At 60.0% G+C, this 22,749-nt stretch carries 17 protein-coding genes; 9 read left to right on the top strand and 8 right to left on the bottom strand.

Annotation, left to right across the window (positions count from 1 at the left end; translation table 11 throughout):
* The first annotated feature begins 19 nt into the window (after window positions 1-19).
* From BLU26_RS18570 to BLU26_RS07730, 3 genes are read left to right on the top strand one after another with little or no spacing between them, the layout of a single operon-like run.
* On the top strand, window positions 20-253 hold the full coding sequence (locus BLU26_RS18570; protein ID WP_157719328.1) for a PP0621 family protein: 234 nt from the start codon (window positions 20-22) through the stop codon (window positions 251-253).
* The gene (locus tag BLU26_RS07725; RefSeq protein WP_092285417.1) at window positions 237-1,832 is read left to right on the top strand and encodes a sensor histidine kinase; all 1,596 of its coding nucleotides are present in this window, start codon (window positions 237-239) and stop codon (window positions 1,830-1,832) included. Before BLU26_RS18570 ends, BLU26_RS07725 begins: the two co-directional genes overlap by 17 nt.
* 45 nt (window positions 1,833-1,877) lie before the next feature.
* Window positions 1,878-3,221, top strand: a complete 1,344-nt coding sequence (locus BLU26_RS07730; RefSeq protein WP_092285419.1) for a sigma-54-dependent transcriptional regulator — start codon at window positions 1,878-1,880, stop codon at window positions 3,219-3,221.
* A gap of 10 nt (window positions 3,222-3,231) precedes the next feature.
* Here the strand turns inward: BLU26_RS07730 and thiO are convergent, their stop codons facing one another.
* Complete coding sequence (gene thiO / locus BLU26_RS07735; RefSeq protein ID WP_092285421.1) at window positions 3,232-4,323, bottom strand: glycine oxidase ThiO; 1,092 nt, start codon at window positions 4,321-4,323, stop codon at window positions 3,232-3,234.
* 567 nt (window positions 4,324-4,890) lie between these two features.
* Between thiO and mqo the strand changes: the two genes are divergently transcribed.
* Window positions 4,891-6,384 carry a malate dehydrogenase (quinone) gene (gene mqo, locus BLU26_RS07740; RefSeq protein ID WP_092285423.1) on the top strand — a complete coding sequence of 498 codons (1,494 nt, stop codon included), beginning with the start codon at window positions 4,891-4,893 and terminating at the stop codon, window positions 6,382-6,384.
* Here the strand turns inward: mqo and BLU26_RS07745 are convergent.
* From BLU26_RS07745 to BLU26_RS07765, 5 genes are all read right to left on the bottom strand, one after another.
* Window positions 6,369-7,430, bottom strand: coding sequence for a M48 family metallopeptidase (locus tag BLU26_RS07745; protein ID WP_157719329.1), 1,062 nt, complete (start codon window positions 7,428-7,430; stop codon window positions 6,369-6,371). The genes mqo and BLU26_RS07745 overlap by 16 nt on opposite strands.
* Window positions 7,408-8,724: a YjgN family protein gene (locus BLU26_RS07750; RefSeq protein ID WP_092285427.1), complete on the bottom strand. Its 1,317-nt coding sequence runs from the start codon at window positions 8,722-8,724 to the stop codon at window positions 7,408-7,410. Before BLU26_RS07750 ends, BLU26_RS07745 begins: the two co-directional genes overlap by 23 nt.
* 126 nt (window positions 8,725-8,850) lie before the next feature.
* On the bottom strand, window positions 8,851-9,636 hold the full coding sequence (locus BLU26_RS07755) for a substrate-binding periplasmic protein (RefSeq protein WP_157719330.1): 786 nt from the start codon (window positions 9,634-9,636) through the stop codon (window positions 8,851-8,853).
* Window positions 9,637-9,829: 193 nt separating this feature from the next.
* Window positions 9,830-11,086, bottom strand: coding sequence for a serine hydroxymethyltransferase (gene glyA / locus BLU26_RS07760; protein ID WP_092285431.1), 1,257 nt, complete (start codon window positions 11,084-11,086; stop codon window positions 9,830-9,832).
* A gap of 105 nt (window positions 11,087-11,191) precedes the next feature.
* Window positions 11,192-15,064 (bottom strand): sensor domain-containing protein, encoded by a 3,873-nt coding sequence (locus BLU26_RS07765; protein WP_157719331.1) that lies wholly within the window; start codon window positions 15,062-15,064, stop codon window positions 11,192-11,194.
* A 223-nt stretch (window positions 15,065-15,287) separates the two neighbouring features.
* Between BLU26_RS07765 and ettA the strand changes: the two genes are divergently transcribed.
* On the top strand, window positions 15,288-16,952 hold the full coding sequence (gene ettA / locus BLU26_RS07770) for an energy-dependent translational throttle protein EttA (RefSeq protein ID WP_092285435.1): 1,665 nt from the start codon (window positions 15,288-15,290) through the stop codon (window positions 16,950-16,952).
* A gap of 148 nt (window positions 16,953-17,100) precedes the next feature.
* Window positions 17,101-17,457 carry a PilZ domain-containing protein gene (locus BLU26_RS07775; protein ID WP_092285437.1) on the top strand — a complete coding sequence of 119 codons (357 nt, stop codon included), beginning with the start codon at window positions 17,101-17,103 and terminating at the stop codon, window positions 17,455-17,457.
* Window positions 17,458-17,518: 61 nt separating this feature from the next.
* Here the strand turns inward: BLU26_RS07775 and radA are convergent, their stop codons facing one another.
* Window positions 17,519-18,889 carry a DNA repair protein RadA gene (gene radA / locus BLU26_RS07780; protein WP_092285439.1) on the bottom strand — a complete coding sequence of 457 codons (1,371 nt, stop codon included), beginning with the start codon at window positions 18,887-18,889 and terminating at the stop codon, window positions 17,519-17,521.
* A gap of 179 nt (window positions 18,890-19,068) precedes the next feature.
* Here radA and pap point away from each other — a divergent pair, with 179 nt between their 5' ends.
* From pap to BLU26_RS07795, 3 genes are all read left to right on the top strand, one after another.
* Entirely contained in the window at window positions 19,069-20,514 is a 1,446-nt protein-coding gene (gene pap, locus BLU26_RS07785) for a polyphosphate:AMP phosphotransferase (RefSeq protein ID WP_092285441.1), read from the top strand.
* A 55-nt stretch (window positions 20,515-20,569) separates the two neighbouring features.
* The gene (gene mscL, locus BLU26_RS07790) at window positions 20,570-20,977 is read left to right on the top strand and encodes a large-conductance mechanosensitive channel protein MscL (protein WP_092285443.1); all 408 of its coding nucleotides are present in this window, start codon (window positions 20,570-20,572) and stop codon (window positions 20,975-20,977) included.
* Window positions 20,978-21,052: 75 nt separating this feature from the next.
* Complete coding sequence (locus BLU26_RS07795) at window positions 21,053-22,171, top strand: methyltransferase (RefSeq protein WP_092285445.1); 1,119 nt, start codon at window positions 21,053-21,055, stop codon at window positions 22,169-22,171.
* On the opposite strand, the gene BLU26_RS07800 is transcribed toward BLU26_RS07795, so the two are convergent.
* Window positions 22,172-22,687: a TIGR00645 family protein gene (locus BLU26_RS07800; protein ID WP_092285447.1), complete on the bottom strand. Its 516-nt coding sequence runs from the start codon at window positions 22,685-22,687 to the stop codon at window positions 22,172-22,174. It lies immediately after the preceding gene.
* Window positions 22,688-22,749: the final 62 nt, after the last annotated feature.

Below are 22,749 nucleotides of genomic sequence, written 5' to 3' on the forward strand. Positions count from 1 at the left end.
ATTTCGCATAGCAGTTGTCATGGGCCTGATAAAACTTATTATTCTCGGTGTGCTGGCCTGGTTGGCCCTCACGCTCTGGCGGCGTGCCCAGCTCAACCGGCAACGCAATACCACGACCACTCCCAAGCCAGATCAGGCACCCGTGATGGTTCGCTGCGCGCACTGCCAGGTGCACCTGCCGCAGGATCGGGCGTTGCGCGGCCACGACAGCTGGTATTGCTGCGCGGAGCATCGCGATGTCGAACCTGACTGAGCAACAGCAGATAGACTCGCACCGCCCGCGCATACTGCGCCTGTATAACCTCTATCGCGTCATTCTCGGCTTTGGCCTTACCCTGCTGACCAACGCGGTATTGCGCGACGGCCTGCTGGAACTCAGCAATCCGGCGATCTACGAGAAAGCCAGCTGGATTTACCTGTTCATCAACGTGCTGATTGCCCTGCTGCTGCATCGTGGCCGCCGCGACCTGCATGTGTTTCTGGTCACTTTGGTCGATATCGGCCTGCTTGGCGTGATCTTTTTCGCCGCCGGCGGGGTGGGTAGCGGCTTCGGCAACCTGCTGATCATTCCGGTGGCCATCGGCAATATCCTGCTGCATGGCCGCATTGGTCTGCTGTTGCCGGCACTGGCCAGTATCGGCCTGATCTATCTGACCTTCTTTCTCAGCCTGACTCACCCCTACGTAGGCCAGAGCTACCTGCAAGTGGGTGTGCTGGGCTGTATCTACTTCGCCGTCGCGCTCTTCGTGCAACGTTTCAGCCGGCGACTGTACCTGTCCGAATCCCTGGCACAGCAGCAAGCCGCCAGCCTGGCCAGCCTTGAACAGCTCAATCAGTTGATCATTCAGCGCATGCGCACCGGCATCATCGTGGTGGGCCCGGACAACCGCATCATCACCGGCAACGAAGCCAGCGCGCAGATGCTGGCACGACCCATTCAGGCCGGCCCGGCGCTGGACAAACTGGTGCCGGAGCTGGACCAGCGGCTGCAACAATGGCGCCGCAACCCCTCCACTCGCTCCACCTCGTTCCACAGCCATAGTGGCAGCGCCGAAATACTCGCCAATTTCAAACCCCTTGGCGGCAGTGGCGACAAGACCATCCTGATCTTCCTCGACGACAACACCCAGGTCGCGCAGCAGGCGCAACAGCTCAAACTGGCCTCGCTCGGGCGGCTGACTGCCAGTATTGCCCACGAAATACGCAACCCGCTGGGCGCCATCAGCCATGCCGCCCAGTTGCTCAATGAGTCCGACCAGCTGTGCAAGCAGGATGTGCGGCTGACAGAGATTATTCAGCAACACTCTCAACGCATGAACCGTGTTATTGAAACCGTGCTGGAGCTTTCCCGGCGCCGGCCCAGCGAGCCCCAACTGGTTGATCTGGCGCTCTGGACATCCAGCTTTCTCACCGACTTTCGTGCCGCCAACCCGCCGACCGACATCATCGAGTGCGAGATAGAGAAAGAAGGCATACTCACGCGTATCGACCCCAACCAGATGACCCAGGTACTCAACAACCTCTGCCAGAACGCACTGCGCTACAGTGGCAGCGCCGGCAGCGAGCGAACGATCTACCTGAAGCTCTACGAAGACGGCATCAGCCAATTGCCTACACTGGAAGTCATCGATTATGGTCCCGGCGTGGCAGACGAGCACGTAGGGCATATTTTTGAGCCGTTCTACACCACCGAGGCCAGCGGCACCGGACTGGGCCTGTATATTTCCCGCGAGCTGAGCGAAAGCAACCAGGCGCGCCTGGAATATGAGGCGGCCACACCGACCGGCAGTTGTATGCGCATTACCTTTGCGCATCCAAAACGCTTGGTATGATGAGCGCAAAACACTACCCAAAGGCACGGAGCACCCCTGGCTGACATGAGCAAGCCCACCGTTTTGATCATCGACGACGAGCCCGACATTCTCGAGCTACTGGACATGACGCTCGGGCGAATGGATGTCTGCACCCAGAGCGCGTCCAGCATGGCCGAGGCGCTCGCGTTGCTGCGCAAAAACCACTATGCGCTCTGCCTCACCGATATGCGCCTGCCCGACGGTGACGGCATGAGCATTGTGCGCCATATACAGCAACACAACCCCGACACGCCGGTTGCGATGATCACCGCCTATGGCAGCCTCGACACCGCAATCAATGCGCTCAAGGCCGGTGCCTTCGACTTTCTGACCAAACCGGTTGACCTGCAGCGTTTGCGCGAACTGGTCGGCAGCGCCCTCAAGCTCAATCCACCCGACGACCGACAGAACGAGCCAAGCCAGGACCCGCTACTGGGTATTTCGCCGCCGATCGACCGCCTGCGCCAGCAGATTGCCAAACTGGCACGCAGCCAGGCGCCACTGTATATCAGCGGTGAGTCGGGTAGCGGCAAGGAGCTGGTAGCGCGGCGCATTCATGCGCTCGGCCCCAGAGCAGAGCAAGCCTTCGTCCCGGTAAACTGCGGCGCCATACCCTCAGAGTTGATGGAGAGCGAGTTTTTTGGCCATCGCAAGGGCAGCTTTACCGGTGCCGTGGCCGACAAACCCGGGCTGTTTCAGGCCGCCAACCACGGCACCCTGTTTCTCGACGAGGTAGCCGATCTGCCTATGGCCATGCAGGTCAAGCTGCTGCGCGCCATTCAGGAGAAAGCAGTGCGGCCGCTAGGTACCCAGCAGGAGGAGTCGGTCGACGTCAGACTGCTGTGCGCCACTCATAAGGATCTGGCCAACGAGGTGGCCGAAGGGCGCTTCCGGCAGGATCTGTTCTACCGCATCAACGTGATCGAGCTGCATGTACCACCGCTGCGCGAGCGCCGCGAAGACCTGCCGCTGCTGACCCGCCACATTCTCGGCAAACTGGCAAAACGCAATGGCTTGCCCGTGCCGCAGGTCGCCGAGAAAGGCATGGAACTGCTGTGCAACTACCGCTTCCCCGGTAACGTACGCGAGCTGGAGAACGCACTGGAGCGCGCCTTTACCCTGTGCGAAAACCAGCGTATCGAAGCGGCAGACCTGCATCTGTCGGGCTGCCCCAGTCCCGGCGCAGACGATAATGCCGACTTCAGCCAGATCGACCATCTGGAGGACTTCCTCGACAATATCGAGCGTCAAGCCATTACCCAGGCCCTGGAAGAAACCCGCTGGAACAAGACCGCTGCCGCCAAGCGGCTTGGCCTGACCTTCCGCTCGCTACGCTATCGCCTGAAAAAACTCGGGCTGGATGACTGAGCAGAGCTGATCAGAGCCGTCCAGCAGGCAGGTAGGGTTGCGGATTCAACGCCGGCTCACGCTGCAACACCAGGTCAGCCAAGAGCCGGCATGACGCCGGCGCCAACACCAGCCCGTTACGGTAGTGCCCCGCGTTAAGCCACAGGCCGTCCAACCCCGGTACCGGTCCGATGTAGGGAATACCCTCTGGCGAGCCGGGCCGCAAGCCAGCCCACTGTGCAACCGGCGCCATCGCCGCCAGATCCGGCAACAGCGCCTCGGCCGAATACCGCAGTGACTGCAGCGCCTCCTCTGTGGTGCGTTTATCGTATTGCGCGTGTTCCAGCGTACTACCGATCAGAATATGCCCATCTTTGCGCGGAATCGCATAACGCCCCTCATGCAGCACGACCGACTTCAGCCAGCCAGGCTCACGCTTGTACAGCAACATCTGACCCTTTACCGGTACCACCGGTACCGCTACGCCCGCCTGCGCCAACCAGTCGCCGGTCCAGGCGCCGGTCGCCACGACTACGGCATCAGCGCGGTGCTCGGCGGTGGCCGTGCGCACCCCGGTCACCTGCTGGCCGTCACACAAAAGCGCCAACGCCGGGCTGCGTTCATGCAGCTGAAACTCGGCAAACTGCAACAATCGCGCGCGCAACGCCTGCAGCAGCCGCGGGTTGCGCAGGTTCGCCAGGTCCGCCTGCCACAGGGCACTCTGGTAGCCGCTGGCCAGCTGCGGCACACGCTGATAGATAAAAGGGCTACTTACCTCGCTCAGCGGCTGCTGGTGCGTCTGCGCCCAGGCCCGCGCCTGCGCACGCTCGGCGTGATCCAGCCACAGCAAACCACAGGGTGCTACTTCAGCATCGATGCCGGTCGCCGCCAGCAGCTGCGCTGCCAGGGTTGGATAGAAACCCTGCGACCAGTTTGCCAGCGCGCGCACCGGCTCCTCATATCGCCACGGATACAGCGGTGAAACGATGCCACCCCCCGCCCATGACGCCTCCCGCCCACACTCACCGCGCTCAAGCAGAGTCACCCGACAGCCTGCTTCAAGCAGGTTCAGCGCACTCAGGCACCCCATCACACCACCACCCACCACCACAAAATCCTGCATCAACGCCCCTCAAAGAAATTCATAAGCAGCTCACCCGGCTCGCTACCCGACGCGCAGAGCCTAGCGCGAAATGACGCCAAACCCATTGTGCCGGATCAATTAAACATCGCGCGGCAACCACCGCGGCACGACAGAGAAAGCCCCGACGTCCGCCGAGGGCAGTGGCGGCCCAAGCTGCCTTTGACGCGTAAATTAGCGCTTCTGCAGGGCTAACCTGCCTATTTGGCGTCATTGTCGCCGCTTTGATTCTGTCACCGACCCGATTTAACCGGTATGATAACGCCTCTCTGAACTACTCCAATGGCCGATCACAGTCAGTCCATTGAGCCCTGGCAGCTCACTCCCCGGAGCGCCTGTCGTTAACCAGCATGTTGTTACTGATGGTTATCCTGATGCTGCCGCACCAGGGCTTTCGGAGCAGACAGCACACCGCTTGATGTGCTCTCGATGCCAGCCACAAGCCTTGGTCGAGAACAAGCCCGTTTGCTAGCCGCCCCGACATTGGCCAGTATGATCACTGGAGAGCTCAAGAGGCTCCTTGATTTTTACCAAAGAGGCGACATGTTAATGACAGCAAGAAATGTAGATGTATTGCTGGTCGGTGGTGGTGTCATGAGCGCTACACTAGGGATGTTGCTCAAACAGCTGGATCCGGCGATGACCATTACCCTGGTCGAGCGTCTGGACCACGTTGCTCACGAAAGTACCGACGGCTGGAACAACGCCGGAACCGGCCACGCCGGCTATTGTGAGTTGAACTACACCCCTCAGGACGCCGAAGGCAATATCGCCATCGAACGCGCCCTGGCCATCAATGCATCATTTGAAGTAACCCTGCAATTCTGGACCTATCTGGTCGAGCAGGGCATCCTGCCCAAGGCATCCGACTTCATCAACACCACGCCACACCAGAGCTTTGTCTGGGGCGAGAAGGATGTTGAATTCCTGCGCAAGCGTCATGAACTGCTCAGCAACCATCACCTGTTTGCCGAAATGCAATACAGCGACGCGCCGGAAACCCTGCGCGAGTGGATGCCGCTGGTCATGTCCAGCCGTGACGCCAAGCAGCCGATCGCCGCCACCCGCGTCGAACACGGCTCGGACGTCGACTTCGGCTCACTGACCCGCAAGATGATCGACCACCTCAAGCAGCAGGACGGCTTTGAGCTGTGCCTCAAGCATTCGGTTAAAAGCCTGCGCAAGAGCAAAAAGGGTCACTGGCGCGTCAACATCGAAGACGAAAAGAGCGGCGAAGACAAAACCTTCAACGCCAAGTTCGTATTTCTCGGCGCTGGCGGCGGCTCATTGCCCTTGCTGCAGAAATCTCAGATCGATGAAAGCCAGGGCTACGGCGGCTTCCCGGTCAGCGGGCAGTGGCTGGTTTGCAAGGCACCCGAAGTGGTCAAGCGTCATAGCTCCAAGGTTTACGGCAAGGCGCCGGTCGGCGCACCACCGATGTCGGTTCCGCACCTGGACACGCGCATCATCAACGGCCAGCCAGCCCTGCTGTTCGGCCCCTTTGCCGGCTTCACCACCAAGTTCCTGAAAAAGGGTTCAGTATTTGACCTGTTCTCCTCGGTCAAGCCCTACAACCTGGCGCCCATGATGGCGGTAGGCCGTGACAATATGGACCTGACCAAGTATCTGATTGCCGAGTCTTTCCAGTCGCACAAGGACCGCGTCGAGTCGCTGCGCAACTTCTTCCCCGATGCGCAGGAGAAGAACTGGGAGCTGCAAAACGCAGGTATGCGTGTACAGATCATCAAGAAAGACGCCAAGGGTCACGGCAAGCTGGAGTTTGGCACCGAGATCGTTGCGGCCAAGGACGGCACCCTCGCCGCCCTGCTGGGCGCATCACCTGGTGCCTCTACTGCTGTACAGGCGATGATTGATGTACTGGAACGCTGCTTCAAGGATCGCATCGCCAGCCCGGAGTGGCAGGCACGCATGAAGGAACTGGTGCCATCTTATGGCCAGTCACTGATCACCGACGCCGAACTGCTCAAGCGGGTACGCACCCGTACCCTGAGCACGCTGGGCCTGGGTCAGTCAGCAGTCTGAAAGCGCTGAAGGCGCTCTGGCGTCGGCGGGTGGGTAGACAGGAAACTGCCTAACCCGCTCGCCGCGTCGTCAGACTCTCCCTCAGACGGCGGATCAAGCCGCGTCATGATGTCGGCAAACCGTTGCGGTGCAATGCCTTGCTGCTGCAAAAAGGTCAAGGCAAAACCATCCGCCTCGGTTTCCATATCCCGCTGATAACTCAAATTCGCCAACAGCGCGGGTAACCCGGTAGTGATATCGGATGCTGCCGAGATATCCCCAGTCAGCGATACCATCACAAACACCAGCAATGAGCTCTGTACCACATTGCGCAATCCGTGCCGGTGTATCACGTGGCCTACCTCATGCGCCAGTACCGCCGCCAGCTCCTCATCGTGCTCCGCCAGCGCGACCATCTCGTCGGTAAATATCAGGTGCCCGCCGGGTAGCGCAAAGGCATTGGCCCCCAAGCTGTCAGACGAGCGAAAGTGCAATTGCAGAGGATGCTTGGGATAGGCTTGCTGCATAGCACGCAAATGAGGCGCCATCGCAGCCAGCACTTCTTGCTGGCGGGCCTCGGTCAGGTCGCTGGGGCCAGTCCAGAAGCCGTCCAGTGCGTCCAGCGACTGCTCACCCAGGTGCCGCTCGAGTTCAACTGGCAAGGCGTGGGCAATCTGATTGGAGAGCCAAGGGACGCCGTAAACCACCCCCAGCCAGGAGAACGCCACTACCGCCACCAGGCTGCAGACGATCAGCCTGGGGCTGACTTCCAGGCGCTGCAGCCAACTACTTCTGCCGGAGCGCGTGAGCGCGCGTGACAAGGCCTGCAAACCCGGCACGTCCAGCGATTCGAGCACCGCACCATCGGCCAGGTGCAGATAGCTGCTTGCCTTGCCGACCTGCACGCCAAGACGGACTTCATCAGCGTCATAACGTCTTACCTGGCCCGCCACCTCAAGATGCAACTGGTCACCCACCACGGTTGCACACGCCGCTTGACTGCTGCTGGACTGCCCATCGAAAAAGCGTCCGGCAACCCGCGCCTCAGACAAGGGAGATACCCACATCAAACACGTCGCCCAACTCCAGCCCCACCGCGCCGGCATGCTGGGCCTGACCAGCCACAAAGCCATCCAGATCACCGTGAATCAGCATCTGCGTGCAGTGGGCACGGTAGCGCGCCATCCGCACCTTGGCCCAGGGCGTGTAAAAGCCGAGCGTGAGCATCACCAGGGCGCTATTGCTAAGGTAGATCCACAGCATGCGCCGCTTGCCCAACCGCGACTCGAAGCCGTGATTCTCCAGGGAGGTCGCATTGGTCACCAGGTTCTGAATACCCGCCAGCAGATACCCGAAGAGCGCCAGATAGCCCAGGATTGCCAGCACGAAAGCCAGTGACTCGTGCACAAACTCTCCCAGCACAGCCCCCAATACAGCGAACCCGAGCAAAACGCCGAACATACGCAGAAACAGCATGTAGACAGCGCCGACGGAGAGGTTAAGCGTGAACTCACTAGCCCCGTAGCGCATGTTACCGATTAGAAAGTGATACCAGCGCTGCGCGGAAAACGGGATGAGCAGACCCAGACTGACAATTGCCAGCAGCGGCCAGAGATAAATCACCTGCACCGCTTGCCAGTAGCCGCCGTTGTAATCAAATCGAATGTTGCGATAGGCGCTGTTAATAGCGTGAAACTTGAGTGACCGCGCTATGATCCAGGGCAGCACAGGGACAAAAATCAGCAAGAGCCCCATCGCGACGAGGGGAAAGAAACTCGAGGCAACAGACCAGATCACCAGAGCGACCATGGCTACCAGGCGGCCACGAAAGATAACCCAGGGATCGGCCAGATATTGAAAACTGGTATCTTCCAGCAGCGTATGACCGTAAAAATACTGCAGGTTACGTACCTTGGCCCAGGGCGCGTAGAAGCCAAGTGTCACAATCAGCAGCAGGATATTTACAATCCAGATACCGAAATATTCACCGCCGTCGCCGGTAAAGCGAATGCGCGACGGGCGCCGCCCGGGGGGCTTGGCCTTGCCCACATAGGGCACCTCAGGCGGAAGATTGTCAGACAACACGGGCTCGCGGCGTACCGATGACTCAACGGCCAGCGTCTGCTCGGCACCACTCTCCGCCACCACTTCGGTAAGCAAGCCTGCCGCCTGCAGGCGCTGGCGGTAACGCTCGGCCTTTGCCGCGCTCAGATTGCTCTTGATGGTGACACGGCGACCTTCCAGCAGCGACTGGACCTGTCGCTCATCGAACCCCAGACGCAGCAACTCGCCGCGTACCGCCGGCTCTTCCATGCCCGGCACCAGCTCACCCTTGAACACCACCTTGAAACTATCCGACATCACTATCCCTTCCCTTGGAAAATACTCCTACCGCGCTGGCCGATAGCAAAAGGCCAATACGCAAAATCTGCGCTATTCAATCAAGCAGCTGACAACCGCGCAAGCCTCGGCACGCAACTTTGTGCGTTACTGCCGCGTTATGTCGAGTTCCTCGCCGCGCGCCTGCAACCGGTCATACGCCAGATCAAATTGCTGAACCAATTCCGCGGCACCAGGTGTGCGCCGCGACACCACCAGGCGCATCGACTGCTCTGCTACGGTCAAATGCGGCAACATCTCGATATTCAACTGCTTGGTCACAGCTTCTACCTGGGCTCGATAATCCAGCAGATAGTCGCCGCGACCACGCAGCAGCATGCGTACCGCGCCAATATGTGAGCTACCACTATGGAAGGTCAGCGCCAAGGCGGGGTCATCCAGAGTGCGCATCAGCTGCGCGGTGTAGGTGTAATTGGTGATCAGGATCACCCGCTTGCCCTTGATGCCCTGCGGCCATTGTGGCGCGGGGCTATCGGGCGGGTAATACAGGTTGATACCAACCACGCCCAGTGGGCGCTGGGTAAGCAGGGTATAGGCTTCTAGACCGGGCTTGTTGACGATACCCGGCCAAACTTGCACGCTCCCGTCTTCCAGGCCCTTCCAGATACGAGCGGCCGGCAAGATGCGCACCTCATAGGGCAAGCCCGCCTCATCCATCAGTTTTTTTATCAGGGTCACCGTGTGGCCACTGGCCTCGCCATCGGCATTAACCTCGGAATAGCCGGGAAAATGCATGATGCCCACCTGCAGGGGGTCACGGGTCACCTTCTCAGCCGACACGGCAGACTGCGACGCCGCCTCCTGTGCACCCAACGACGGCATGTCGGCAATCAGCAACGCCAGCGATGTCATCAAGCAGGCCCACAGCCTCATGAGATGCATTCCTATTATTTTCCAATCAGACTAGACCGGCATACCGCTGCCGTCATGCTTCGCAGCCGGGCAGGCGCGACGATGTCATTAAAATAACGTCAAATATTAAACTAGTTGTCATAAGCCTGGCGACCACCCATAAAAAAACCCTCCCGACTCAGTCGCGGAGGGTTTTTTTCAGCAGCCGTTGCTATCAGTCACCGTAGACCGGCAGCCGGGCGCAGATCTGCTTGACCTGCTCACGCACTCGATCAATCACAGACTCGTCGCCCATGTTGTCGAGAATATCGCAAATCCAGCCAGCCAGAGCCTGACAGTCCGCCTCAACAAAGCCACGCGTGGTCACCGCTGGGGTACCGATACGCAGACCCGAGGTCACGAAGGGCGAGCGCGGATCGTTCGGGACGGCATTCTTGTTTACGGTGATGAAGGCACGCCCCAGGGCAGCGTCTGCGTCTTTGCCGGTGATGTCCTGCTTGATCAGCGACAGCAGAAACAGGTGGTTCTCGGTGCCGCCGGACACGACATCGAAGCCGCGCTCGATAAACACGGCTGCCATCGCCTTGGCGTTCTTGACCACCTGCTGCTGGTAGCTCTTGAACTCGGGGCTCATGGCTTCCTTGAAGCAGATTGCCTTGGCAGCAATCACGTGCATCAGCGGGCCGCCCTGACCACCGGGGAATACCGCAGAGTTCAGTTTCTTCTCCAGTGCCTCGTTGGCGCGGGCCAGAATCAGGCCGCCGCGCGGACCGCGCAGGGTCTTGTGCGTGGTAGTGGTAACCACATCGGCAAAGGGCACCGGGTTCGGGTAAACGCCCGCCGCAACCAGACCAGCTACGTGAGCCATATCGACGAACAGGTAAGCATCTACCTTGTCGGCGATCGCACGGAAGCGGGCGAAATCCAGCACCTGGGAGTAGGCCGAGAAACCGGCAATGATCATCTTCGGCTTGTGTTCCAGCGCCAGCGCTTCAACTTCGTCGTAGTCGATCAGACCGGTGTCGGTGTTGATGCCGTACTGCACGGCATTGTAGTGCTTGCCGGAAAAGTTGACCGTCGCACCGTGGGTCAGGTGACCGCCATGCGCCAGACTCATGCCCAGCACGGTATCGCCAGGGGTCAGCAGCGCTTGAAACACCGCACTATTGGCCTGTGAACCCGCATGCGGCTGCACGTTGGCATAATCGGCACCGAACAACGCCTTGGCGCGATCAATGGCCAGCTGTTCCGCCACGTCAACATACTCGCAACCGCCATAATAGCGTTTGCCCGGGTAGCCCTCGGCATACTTGTTGGTCAGAACCGAGCCCTGCGCCTGCATGACCGCCGGGCTGGTGTAGTTTTCCGAGGCAATCAGTTCAATGTGCTCTTCCTGACGCACTTCTTCCTGCTGCATGGCTGCCCAAAGGTCGGCATCGTATGTGGCTATATCGTTGGAACGGCTAAACATGTAACGGCCCCCTGCTAGGTCGTTCAGAAACAAAAGAGGCGCGCATTTTAACGCAAGCGACGCCAACTGGCACTTGAAAAGCATTCAGGCGTGAGCAAAAAACGCTCATTCAATCGCCCGCAGCCAGCGCTGCTCGAATGCGCCAGCCTCTACCGGCCGCCCCAGGTGAAAGCCCTGCACCTCATCACAACCAAAACTGCCAACCAGGCAATACTGCTCCTCGGTTTCGATCCCCTCGGCGATCACCCGCAGTTGCAGACTGCGGCCCATGGCCACAATGGCTTCGGCCAGACGAGCATCGCGGGTCTCCGGCTGCATGGCATGAATGAACCCGCGATCAATCTTCAACGTATCAATCGGGAAGTCCTTCAGGTAATTGAGCGCCGAATAACCGGTGCCGAAGTCGTCAATGGCAATATGTACGCCCTTGTCTTTCAACCGGTTCAGGGTGCTCATGGTCTGTTCCAGGTTACGTAACAGAATACTTTCGGTCAGCTCCAGCTCCAGTACCTGCGGCGGCAGCCCGTAACGCTCCAGAGTGCCGGAGATCTGCTCGACCAACTGGCCGTCATCGAACTGCATGGCCGACAGGTTAACCGCCAATCGGGGCATGGTGTAGCCGCTCATGCGCCACTGCGCGAGCTGTTTGCAGGCTTGGTCCAATACCCATTCGCCGAGCACCCGAATCAGTCCCAGCTCCTCGGCAATGGGAATGAAGTCAGCCGGTGAAACCGCGCCACGTTCAGGGTCATTCCAGCGCAGCAGCACCTCTGCGCCGGTCAGGCGACCATTGCCACAGCTGAATTGCGGTTGATAGACCAGATGAAAAGCCCGTTCATTCACCGCGTGGCGCAGGTCATTTTCCAACCCCAGGCGCTCCAGCGCACGGGCGTTCATTTCGCTCTGATAGAACTGGAAGGTGTCCTTGCCCATTGCCTTGGCGTGATACATGGCGGTATCGGCGTTCTTCAGCAGCATACTGCTCTCTGCACCATCCAGCGGTGACAACGCGATACCGATACTGGCACTGACAAAGAACTCCCGCTCCTGCAGCACGAACGCTGGCCCCAGCGCCAGCAAGACCTTTTCCGCGACATGCATGCAAGCCGATAGCGCGGCGTCGTGATCGCTGAGCCCGGCAAGCAAAATGGTAAATTCGTCGCCCCCCATACGCGCCACTGTGTCGCTCTCGCGCACGCAGCGACGCAGGCGCCGCGCGACATCCTTCAGCACGGTATCGCCGGCGGCGTGGCCGAGGCTGTCGTTGATCGGCTTGAAGCGATCCAGATCGAGGAACAGCACGGCAACCCACTCCGAACGCCGTGCAGCCAGCTGCAACGCCGCTTGCAGGCGGTCCTGAAACAGCGTGCGGTTGGGCAGCCCCGTTAGCACATCGTAATAGGCCAGACTCTGGATGCGCGCCTCGGAGGCTTTGCGTTCACTGATATCGACAAAAAAGCAGACGTAGCTGACCAGGTCACCGTCGCCGTCTTGCACCGCAGTAATCCCGGCCCAGCTGGGGAAGGCCTCGCCGTCCTTGCGCTGTTGCCAGATTTCACCTTCCCAGCGTCCTTGCTGCTCAAGGGCCATCATCACTTCGCGGTAAAAGGCTTCTTCGTGCAGGCGGGCGGTCAGCACCACTGGCAGCTGGTCAATGATCTCGTCGCTGCGATAACCGGTGATGCGGGTGAAGTTCTCGTTCACCTGCACAATGTAACCTGCCGGGTCGGTTACCAGCACCGCCCCGGTGGTGTTCTCGAACACGGTGGCCGCCATGCGCAGACGATTTTCGGTGCGCCGCTGCTCGGTAATATCACGCGCTACGCCCAGCAGCCCGAGAAAACGACCCTGCTCATTCCACATCAGCGAGACGCGCGTTTCCAGCGGGCATTTGCGACCGTCAGCCTTGATGGCGTCGGACACGATCTGTCTGTGAAAGCCGCGTTTGCGCAGTGCCCTGGCTTTTTCAGCGTTGTAAACCTGGGGTCTCAGCTCCCGCGCGATATCACGCATGAACTCGACGTAACGATCACCCACGATGATCTCATCCGAACCATGCTGCAGCAGATAGTCCGCACTGTAGCCCAGCACATGCTGCGCCGAGGGGCTGATGAAATCGGTATGAAACTCGCTATCGGTTGACCAGATGATGTCGCTGATATTTTCGGCCATCAGCCGATAGCGAGCTTCAGAACGCTGAATATGCTGCCGCTCCAGCGTTTGCGCGTGGGCGTCACGCACAAAACCGATAACCATTTCGACACTGCCATCGGCGGCGCGCCGGAATACCCGCGAGCGGATACTGAACCAGCGCCACCCGTTGTCCTTGTGGCGCCAGCGCACGCGCCATTCCAGTACGCGATTATCGGACAGGATCAGCTGCAGGCGACGGTTTACCTCCATGTACTCCAGGTCATCAGGATGCAGCAGCCGGTTGCGATAACTGTCGCCCATGGCTTCCTCTTCCTCTGCGCTGTAGCCCAGCAGAGTGGCGAGCGAGCGGTTACTGAAGAAGAACTGATCGGCGCCCATCTTGTGAATGTCGCGGATATACACCAGATCGGGCACAGAGCGCACGACCGAGGCCCAGAACTGCTCGCGTTCACGCATTGCCAGTTCCATACGCCGCCGCTCGGTCAGGTCGGTAATACTCAGAGTGACCGAATGCAACTCATCAATATCGCGCGGCAGACGCATGACCATCCACAGGTAGCGCAATTCGCCGTCAGCCCCCTGCACCGGCGTTTCCAGCTCAACCCGCGCGTCCCCATTGACCAGCGCCAGAATCAGCCGATACCGCGCGCCGCCCACCCGTACCTGTTGTTCACCGCGCAAAAGGATAGTGAGTCGCTCCAGGGACGCTACCTGCAGCAAGTCCAGGGTTACCTGATTGGCCTCCAGCAAATTGATAGTCGCCAGCAGTTCGCCATGGCGCTGCGGGTTGTCAGCCAGCCACTGATCCAGCGCTGCCTTGTCGTGCAGGCCGTTGCGCATGATGAAGGACTTGAGGTCGGATAGATCCGCCAGGCACAGCGCCATATCAACACCGCGAAACACATCCAGATAACGCCGTTCGCTGTCTTGCATATGCCGAAAAGACTGCGCTGTACGCGCCCGCAGTTGCTGGTTGGACCGGGTTTGCCGCAGCAACAGCCACAACACCACAAGCAGCACCAACAGTGAGCCGAATAACAGCAACATGCGTTTCAGCAACAAGGGGCCCAGTTGGCGGTGATAGTAATCGGCATCAACCAGACCGCGTACCTGCCACAAGGTACCCTGAACCGGCGCGCTGACGACCACCCGTTCGCGCTCCTGCGCCGACATAGGCGCGTTGCCGGAGTACACCAGTCGCCCTTCGAGTTGACGCGCCAGCACCCGGCTGCGCCCGGCGTCCTCCAACAGCCAGACGTAACCCTGCGCGCCGCGAGACGACACCAGCGATGCCAGTGCGCGACCATCCAGAGTCAGCACCCAGTAACGCCCGGCGCGTTCGCTGGCCAAGGTCCAAAACAGTTGATTTTGCTCAAGATCGGAATCCAGCCCGAAGGACTCGCCGCCCAGAGCCAGGCGTCGCGCGGTTTGCTGCCAGGCGGCCGGGGGCTGTGCGCCTGGGCGATCCAGGCTCATCTCCCGCACATTAAGCACGCCTGGCAACAGATCCTGCACTACCTGCAACGATCCGGCGCCCGGTTCGGGTGATTGGTAATCGAGTACGCGCCGCAGCGCGGTAGAGGTCACGGCCAGATTGAGCGCCATCTGATCAGCGGTCAGCCAAATGCTTTCTTCTACCTGAATCTGATGCTGCCGCTTGAGCGCCAGATAATCATTCCAGGACTGCCAGCCAAGGAGCGCCAATACCAGCACGCCGGCAGCAGCGATAAGAAAGTAGCCCACGCGCACCGACTGGGATTGGGCAGAGGAGCCGACAGCGCCGTCTTCGGCGGGCCATTGCGATTCACTGTTATTATTATTCAATATGATCACTTGTCTTGAAATCAGGATATAGAGCGGCTTATCACCTCAATTCCCTTGAACCTTGCTGGCGGAACTCCCCAATTCGCCGTCAGCCCTGGCCATCATCGGCCGGTGTTTGCCCTTGAAGCCCAGTTGGGCTAGCCTTGCCTGCAATTTCGCCGCCGCAGCCAGGCCGCTGCATGACGAAGCGTTTTCTACCCCCCATTCAACAGGTTCTGCCCCCATGGCTCAATATGTTTATAGCATGCATCGGGTTGGGAAAGTCGTCCCCCCGAAGCGTCAGATTCTGAAAGATATCTCCCTGTCCTTTTTCCCTGGCGCCAAGATCGGCGTATTGGGCCTCAACGGCGCGGGTAAATCCACCCTGCTGCGCATCATGGCCGGGGTCGACACCGAGATTGAAGGCGAAGCCCGCCCAATGCCTGGCATCAAGGTAGGTTATCTGCCGCAGGAACCACAACTTGATCCTGCCAAGACAGTTCGCGATATCGTTGAAGAGGCGGTAGGTGAGATCAAGGCTGCCCAGGCACGCCTTGATGAAGTCTACGCCGCCTACGCCGAGCCCGATGCCGACTTCGACGCACTGGCCGCCGAGCAGGGTAAGCTGGAAGCCATTCTGCAGGCCGCTGACGGTCACAACCTTGAGCGCCAACTGGAAGTCGCCGCCGACGCGCTGCGCCTGCCACCGTGGGATGCCACCATCGAGCACCTGTCTGGTGGCGAGAAGCGCCGTGTCGCACTGTGCCGCCTGCTGCTCTCAGCCCCTGACATGCTGCTGCTGGACGAACCAACCAACCACCTTGACGCCGACTCCGTCGCCTGGCTGGAGCAGTTCCTGCACAACTTCCCCGGTACCGTGGTCGCCATTACCCACGACCGTTACTTCCTCGACAACGTCGCTGGCTGGATTCTCGAGCTTGACCGCGGCCAGGGCATCCCCTTTGAAGGCAACTACTCCCAGTGGCTGGAATCCAAGGCCGCCCGCCTGAGCACCGAAGCCAAGCAGGAAGCCTCCCACGCCAAGGCGATGAAGGCCGAGCTGGAGTGGGTACGCCAGGGTGCCAAAGGCCGCCAGGCCAAGTCCAAGGCGCGTCTGCAACGCTTTGAAGAACTGCAATCACAGGAATTCCAGAAGCGCAGCGAGACCAACGAAATCTACATCCCGGCCGGCCCGCGCCTGGGCGACAAGGTCATCGAGTTCAACGGTGTAACCAAGGGCTATGGTGATCGGGTGCTGATCGACAACCTGTCCTTCGCTGTACCCAAGGGCGCGATTGTCGGTGTAATCGGGGGTAACGGCGCGGGTAAATCCACCCTGTTCCGCATGATTACCGGCAAGGAGCAACCCGATGGCGGCGCCATCGACATCGGTGAAACCGTCGAGATCGCCAGCGTCGACCAGAGCCGCGATGACCTGGACGGCAGCAAGACCGTATGGGAGCAGGTATCCGACGGCTTCGACATGATCAAGGTGGGCAACTACGAAGTACCCTCGCGTGGTTACGTTGGACGCTTCAACTTCAAGGGCTCCGACCAGCAAAAGTTCGTCAAGGACCTGTCTGGTGGTGAACGTGGTCGTCTGCACCTGGCGCTCACGCTCAAGCGTGGCGCCAACGTGCTGCTACTTGACGAACCCTCCAACGATTTGGATGTGGAAACCCTGCGAGCGCTGGAAGAAGCGCTGCTGGACTTCCCGGGCTCCGCCATCGTGATCTCGCACGATCGCTGGTTCCTTGACCGCATCGCCACCCATATCCTTGCCTACGAAGACGATTCGCAGGTGGTGTTCTTCGACGGCAACTACACCGAGTACGAAGCCGATCGCAAGAAGCGCCTGGGCGAAGCCGCTGCGCAGCCGCACCGGGTACGTTACAAGAAACTGGCCTGATGCCCCGCCCGGACCGCCAGGCGGTCCGGGCTGTTCAGCAGAAAGACGCTATAGTTAACCCAACAAGACTGATTGCGCAGCGCCAGCATTGGCCGCAACGCAGCAGCCCGGCAGCAACACCCGACTGCATCGCCCCGGGAGGCAATCCATGAGTGATGAAAGACGCCGTTTTACCCGCGTACCCTTCGATGCCAACACCCTGTTACAACAGGACCACTGGCAAAGCCCGGTGCAATTGATCGATATTTCGCTGCATGGCCTGCTGGTACTGCAGCCCGACAGCTGGGATAAAGCCCAACCACAAGCCCCCTTCAGCGCCATCATCGAGTTGAACGACGGCCAGCAGATCCGCATGGAAGCCACCTTGAGTCACGCCGAAGAGGGCCTGCTCGGCTTTGTCTGCGAGCACATCGATCTGGACTCCATCAGCCATCTGCGACGCCTGATCGCGCTCAATACCGGTGATGCGGCGTTGCTGGAAAGGGAGCTTAAAGCGCTGCTATGAAGCTGCGCTTTAGCGCAGCTTCAAGCGACAACCTTCAGGCTAAGGCCACAACAGCGGCGTTTTACTCAAAAATCGCCGACAGCGCTTGATCCAGCCTGGTAACGGCAATGACCTGCATCCCCTTGGGCGACTCCTTGGGCGCATTTGCCTTGGGCACAATCGCGCGCGTGAAGCCGTGCTTGGCAGCCTCCTTCAAGCGCTCCTGACCACTGGGCACCGGCCGAATCTCGCCGGACAGCCCCAACTCTCCAAACACCATCAAGTCCATCGGCAGCGGCCGATTGCGCAGGCTCGACATGACAGCTGCCAGCAAGGCCAGGTCGGCGGCGGTCTCCAGCACCTTGACGCCGCCGACCACGTTGACGAATACATCCTGATCGTAGGTTGCGACCCCGCCGTGGCGGTGCAGTACCGCCAGCAACATGGCCAACCGGTTCTGATCCAGGCCCAGGGTGACGCGGCGCGGATTGCCCAGATGGCTGGTGTCGACCAGCGCCTGCACCTCCACCAGCATCGGCCGCGAGCCTTCCCAGGTTGCCATTACCACACTGCCGGGAATGGGCGCGTCGTAGCGCGAGAGGAAGATCGCCGATGGATTGGCGACTTCCTTCAAGCCCTTGTCGGTCATCGCGAACACGCCCAGTTCATTCACCGCGCCAAACCGGTTCTTCACCGCGCGCAGCATGCGGTAGCGACCATCCGCCTCCCCTTCGAAGTACAGCACGGTATCCACCATATGCTCCAGCACGCGGGGGCCGGCCAAGGAACCTTCCTTGGTGACATGGCCCACCAGGAAGATGGCGGTGCCGCTCTGCTTGGCGTAGCGCACCAGCAAGGCAGCGCTTTCGCGCACCTGCGCCACGCCACCCGGCGCCGACTGCAACTGCTCGGTGAAAATGGTCTGAATGGAGTCCACCACCATGACGCGCGGCTGCTCCTGACGAGCGGTCGCCACAATGCTTTCAATGCAGGTTTCGGTCATCACCTTTAGTTGATCTTCCGGCAGACCCAGGCGCCGCGCCCGCATCGCTACTTGCTGCTGCGACTCTTCGCCCGTCACGTACAGTGCCGGCATAGCCTGCGCCAGGCGACACAGCGTCTGCAGCAGAATGGTCGACTTGCCGATGCCCGGGTCGCCACCAATCAATACCACAGAGCCGCCAACCAGGCCACCGCCCAGCACCCGGTCTAGTTCGGACGAGCCACTGGGCTGGCGCGGCATTTCTTCGGTCGAAACCTCTGACAGCGTTTTCACCTGCGCCTGTTGGCCGGCCCAGTTGCTGCTATGCGTGGGGCTACCGCCGGTGGGCGTGGTGTCCAGCACGGTCTCTACGAGCGTATTCCAGGCCTGGCACTCTGGGCACTGCCCAGCCCACTTGGAAAAGGTTGCGCCGCACTCGGTGCAGCCGTATACGCGTTTGGTTTTCGCCATGCATCCTCCGCCGGAATTGCGCCCGCCCCGACCTGCGAGGCGCGACCTGCGAGGCCCGACCTATAATGCACAGGGTTCGAACGCAAAACGGCTATTGTTGTCGAGCTGAGAAGTAACAAACAACCCTTGCCCGCCGTCTGGCTCGCATTTCTGCCAGCAGCATCAAAAAAGGCCAGTAAATGAGCAAAGAAAAAAGTGTGAAAAAACAGCGTGAAGCGCTCTGCGAAGACCTGCTGGAGGCCCAGTTCGAACTGCAAAAATCTAATCTGGGCCCCGTGCTGCTACTGGTCAGCGGCAACGACCTGGCCGGCAAGGCCGAACTTATCTACACCTTTTACGACTGGCTGGACAATCGCTACCTGAACACCCGCGCCTTTACCCTGCCGCAGGGCGTAGAACGCAAAATGCCGCGGCTATGGCGCTACTGGCGCAGCCTGCCGCCCGCCGGCACGCTGGGATTCTATCTGGGCTCCTGGTATCACCAACCGCTTATCCGGTTAAGCCGTGGGCAGCTTTCGGAAAAACACTTCACCGTCGAAATGGCGCAGATCACCCGCTTTGAGAACCAGCTGGTAGCCGAAGGCGTCGGTTTGCTCAAGCTTTGGCTGCACCTGGATGACGACCACACGCAGAACTATCCACCCCACGAGCAACAACAGCAGTACGACAGCCTGGCCATGCGTGAGTGGGGCGAATTCAGCACCACCGAGTACTCCGCCGTCCGCCAGGCCGCCGATCGCATGAGCGAGCTGACCTCAAGCGCGATCGCGCCCTGGATTCGGGTACCCAGCAGCGATCCAGACCAACGCGATCTGCAGGTCGGCCGCTTACTGCTGCAGGCCATGGAACACCAGCTGCAAGGCAAGGGCTTGCGTCCTGACCAGCGCGATTGGCAGCCCAGCAAGCATGACCGCCTGGCCGAGCTAGACTACGACTGCGCGCTGAAAAAAGATGTCTACAAACGCGAGCTGGCGCACTACCAACAGCAGTTGCGCGACCTGATCCGCCACCCCGCCTTTGCTAAAGGTAGCCTGCTGCTGGTATTCGAAGGGGCGGACGCCGCCGGCAAGGGGGGCACCATCCGCCGTATCACACGTTGTCTCGATCCACGTATTTTGCGTGTGCACGGCACCCGCGCACCCACTGACGAAGAGCGCAGCCAACCCTATTTACTGCGCTTCTGGCGGCGCATCCCTGCGCCAGGCAGGGTGGTGGTATTTGATCGCAGCTATTACGGCCGCGTGCTGGTAGAGCGGGTCGAAGGATTTTGTTCCGAGCTCCGCTGGCAGCAAGCCTATGCCGAGATCAATGACTTTGAGGCGCAGCTGCACAAGGCTGGCACTCAGGTGATCAAGTTCTGGCTGGCCATCACACCGGAAGAACAGTTGTCGCGCTTTGAGGCGCGCGAGAAAACCCCGACCAAGCGCTACAAGCTCACCGATGAGGATTGGCGTAACCGCGAAAAGTGGCCGGATTACGTGAATGCCATGAACGATATGGTCGAAAACACCGCCACCGCCCATGCTCCTTGGCACGTTATTCCAGCAACCGACAAACGCTACGCGCGCATTCAGGCTCTGCGCATTGTCTGCGAGACCCTGCAAAAACGATTGAAACAAAGTTGAGGGCTGCGCATTATCAAAGCTCACGCGCCGCGTCGGCGCCAGCGAGGAAGTGCGTATGAGTATGTTGCAAGAATTCAAGACCTTCGCCCTGCGCGGCAACGTGGTCGATATGGCGGTGGGTATCATTATCGGTGCCGCTTTTGGCAAGGTAGTGTCTTCGTTCGTCACCAACGTGGTCATGCCCCCCTTGGGACTCATGATCGGCGGCGTCGACTTCGCCGACCTGGCTATAGTGTTGAAGGAAGCCCAGGGCGAACTACCGGCGGTGACGCTGGGCTACGGCCTGTTTATCCAAAGCGTTGTCGACTTTGTGATCATTGCCGCCGCGATTTTCGTTGCCGTACGTGTCATGAACAGCCTGAAGCGCAAGGAAGAGGCTGCTCCGGCCGCGCCACCCGCCCCCAGTAAGGAAGAAGTCCTGCTGAGTGAAATCCGCGACCTGCTGAAACAGCAAAACGGCTAGTCCCCGCGGGGGCGGCCCCTCCGCCCCCAGGCGTCCTGGGTTATACTGATCGGCCTGATTCGCAAAGGCCCGCCCATGCACGCTTTCAACTCCCCCTACGGCGACCTGACACTCACCCGTTATCCGCCGACCCGCAATCCGACTCTGCAGGCGTTCGATGCCGCGGATCAGTATCTGCTTAATCAACTGAATGCCAGCAATAACGAAGGTCCGTTACTGATCATCAACGATCAATTCGGTGCACTGGCCTGCGCGCTGAGCGCACAGAATCCCAGTAGCTGGGGCGACTCCTGGCTGAGCAAGCAAGCGTTGAGCGAGAATCTCGACACCAACCACCTGCCAGCCGACGCAGTCGACTTTGTGCCCGGCAGCGCTACACCCACGGGCCGCTACCAGCGGGTGCTGCTGCGCGTACCCAAAAGTTTGACCCTGCTGGAAGACCAACTGCAGCGCTTGCGGCCGCAGCTCTTGCCCGGCGCAGTGGTGATGGCCGGCGCCATGATCAAGCATCTGCCACCGCGTGCTGGCGACCTCTTGGCCACTTATATCGGCCCCTACCAGGCATCGCTGGGCTGGAAGAAGGCGCGTCTGCTGAGCGCGACCCTCGACCCTCATCTGAACCCACCGCAGGCGGAGCTGCACAGCGGCTATGCCCTGGAAGGCACGTCGCTGACGCTGCGTAACTTGCCCGGTGTGTTTTCCCGTGAGCGGCTGGATATTGGCACTCGTCTACTGCTGCCGTTGATTCCCGTCCTGGCTGAACAGGCCAAGCACATAGCCGACCTGGGCTGTGGCAACGGCGCACTGGGCCTGATGGCGGCACTGCACAACCCCTCAGCCGAGCTGTTGTTCTGCGACGAATCTTACGCGGCAGTGGCGAGTGCCGAGCACAACTTTCACAGCGCCTTTGCCGGTCGCGACGCGGGGTTCCGGGTCGATGATGGCTTGCTGGGGGTAACGGCGCAAAGCCTGGATCTGGTGCTGTGCAATCCGCCGTTTCATCAGCAGCAGGTGGTGGGCGACGACATCGCCCTGCGCCTGTTCAGCCAAAGCCGCCGCGCGCTGGCGGCCGGCGGCAAGCTGGTGGTGGTGGGCAACCGCCACTTGGGTTACCACATCAAACTGCGTCAGTATTTCAATGAAGTCACTCAGCTGGCAGCGTCCAGCAAGTTTGTGGTGCTGCAGGCCAGCTGATCAGTCAGGCAGACCGGCATCACCCTTGCCGTTCTTGGCCAATTTGTCGAGCACGCCCATGCCGAAGGCCGATACGACAAAGGTCATGTGAATGATCACATACCACATGAGTTTGTCGTTGGGGATGTTCTGCGCGTTCATGAACACCTTGAGTAGGTGAATGGACGAAATCGCCACAATAGAAGCGGCGACTTTCATTTTCAGCGAGCCCGAGTCCATTTTGCCCAGCCAGCTGAGCTTCTCGCGGCCGTCCTCGATGTCGAGCTGGGAAACGAAATTCTCGTAGCCGGAAATCATCACCATCACCAGCAAGCCACCTACCAAAGCCATGTCGACCAGCGACAGCACGACCAGAATCAGGTCTGCCTCGGCAATCTCCAGCAGGTGCGGCGCCAGGTGGGCCAGCTCTTGAAAGAACTTGACCGCCAGCGCCAGCAACGCGAATGACAGACCAAAATAGATCGGGGCCAGAATCCAGCGCGCCGAATACATCATGTTTTCCAGTAAACGCTCCATTACCGCTATTACCTCGACTCAAAAGGGAATCAACAAACCAGCCAGCATGATACCAGCGCAGT

The organism is Halopseudomonas sabulinigri (genome assembly GCF_900105255.1).
Classification (GTDB): Bacteria; Pseudomonadota; Gammaproteobacteria; order Pseudomonadales; family Pseudomonadaceae; genus Halopseudomonas; species Halopseudomonas sabulinigri.

What these genes read in the sequence shown, in the direction of transcription:
- BLU26_RS07800 (WP_092285447.1), bottom strand. Translation starts at nt 22,687, where the DNA reads ATGGAGCGTTTACTGGAAAACATGATGTATTCGGCGCGCTGGATTCTG.
- BLU26_RS07725 (WP_092285417.1), top strand. Translation starts at nt 237, where the DNA reads ATGTCGAACCTGACTGAGCAACAGCAGATAGACTCGCACCGCCCGCGC.
- BLU26_RS07755 (WP_157719330.1), bottom strand. Translation starts at nt 9,636, where the DNA reads ATGAGGCTGTGGGCCTGCTTGATGACATCGCTGGCGTTGCTGATTGCC.
- BLU26_RS07745 (WP_157719329.1), bottom strand. Translation starts at nt 7,430, where the DNA reads ATGTGGGTATCTCCCTTGTCTGAGGCGCGGGTTGCCGGACGCTTTTTC.
- pap (WP_092285441.1), top strand. Translation starts at nt 19,069, where the DNA reads ATGAGCAAAGAAAAAAGTGTGAAAAAACAGCGTGAAGCGCTCTGCGAA.
- BLU26_RS07730 (WP_092285419.1), top strand. Translation starts at nt 1,878, where the DNA reads ATGAGCAAGCCCACCGTTTTGATCATCGACGACGAGCCCGACATTCTC.
- thiO (WP_092285421.1), bottom strand. Translation starts at nt 4,323, where the DNA reads ATGCAGGATTTTGTGGTGGTGGGTGGTGGTGTGATGGGGTGCCTGAGT.
- glyA (WP_092285431.1), bottom strand. Translation starts at nt 11,086, where the DNA reads ATGTTTAGCCGTTCCAACGATATAGCCACATACGATGCCGACCTTTGG.
- BLU26_RS07795 (WP_092285445.1), top strand. Translation starts at nt 21,053, where the DNA reads ATGCACGCTTTCAACTCCCCCTACGGCGACCTGACACTCACCCGTTAT.
- BLU26_RS07750 (WP_092285427.1), bottom strand. Translation starts at nt 8,724, where the DNA reads ATGTCGGATAGTTTCAAGGTGGTGTTCAAGGGTGAGCTGGTGCCGGGC.
- radA (WP_092285439.1), bottom strand. Translation starts at nt 18,889, where the DNA reads ATGGCGAAAACCAAACGCGTATACGGCTGCACCGAGTGCGGCGCAACC.
- ettA (WP_092285435.1), top strand. Translation starts at nt 15,288, where the DNA reads ATGGCTCAATATGTTTATAGCATGCATCGGGTTGGGAAAGTCGTCCCC.
- mscL (WP_092285443.1), top strand. Translation starts at nt 20,570, where the DNA reads ATGAGTATGTTGCAAGAATTCAAGACCTTCGCCCTGCGCGGCAACGTG.
- BLU26_RS18570 (WP_157719328.1), top strand. Translation starts at nt 20, where the DNA reads ATGGGCCTGATAAAACTTATTATTCTCGGTGTGCTGGCCTGGTTGGCC.
- BLU26_RS07775 (WP_092285437.1), top strand. Translation starts at nt 17,101, where the DNA reads ATGAGTGATGAAAGACGCCGTTTTACCCGCGTACCCTTCGATGCCAAC.
- mqo (WP_092285423.1), top strand. Translation starts at nt 4,891, where the DNA reads ATGACAGCAAGAAATGTAGATGTATTGCTGGTCGGTGGTGGTGTCATG.